Annotated in this window: 1 protein-coding gene; it reads right to left on the bottom strand. The window is 61.7% G+C overall.

The window, feature by feature from the left end:
* Nucleotides 1–266, bottom strand: a 266-nt coding sequence (locus PXJ20_RS33120; protein WP_421057538.1) for a GDP-mannose 4,6-dehydratase, incomplete at both ends; no start/stop codon positions are given.

Genomic DNA, 266 nt, shown 5'->3' with positions numbered 1-266 from the left:
CTGGCCTGGTAGAAACGCGCCTCGGGGCGCGCAATACGAACCGCCTCGAGCAGATTCAACGGACCGACGCCGGTGATCTCCGCAGTCGTAACCGGCTGTTCGAACGACACACCGACAAAGCTCTGCGCGGCGAGGTTGTAGACCTCGTCGGCATGGGTCTTATGCAGCAGACGCACACTGGCGCCGAGGTCGGTAAGGTCATACTCGACGAGTTCGAGCAGCGGGTGGCCTTCAATGCCCAGTTCCGCCAGACGCCAGAAATTCAC

This window comes from Paraburkholderia sp. A1RI_3L, assembly GCF_048957895.1.
Classification (GTDB): domain Bacteria; phylum Pseudomonadota; class Gammaproteobacteria; order Burkholderiales; family Burkholderiaceae; genus Paraburkholderia; species Paraburkholderia kururiensis.
Note: the sequence above shows the minus strand (reverse complement) of the source record. Positions and strands in the feature narration are given on the sequence as shown.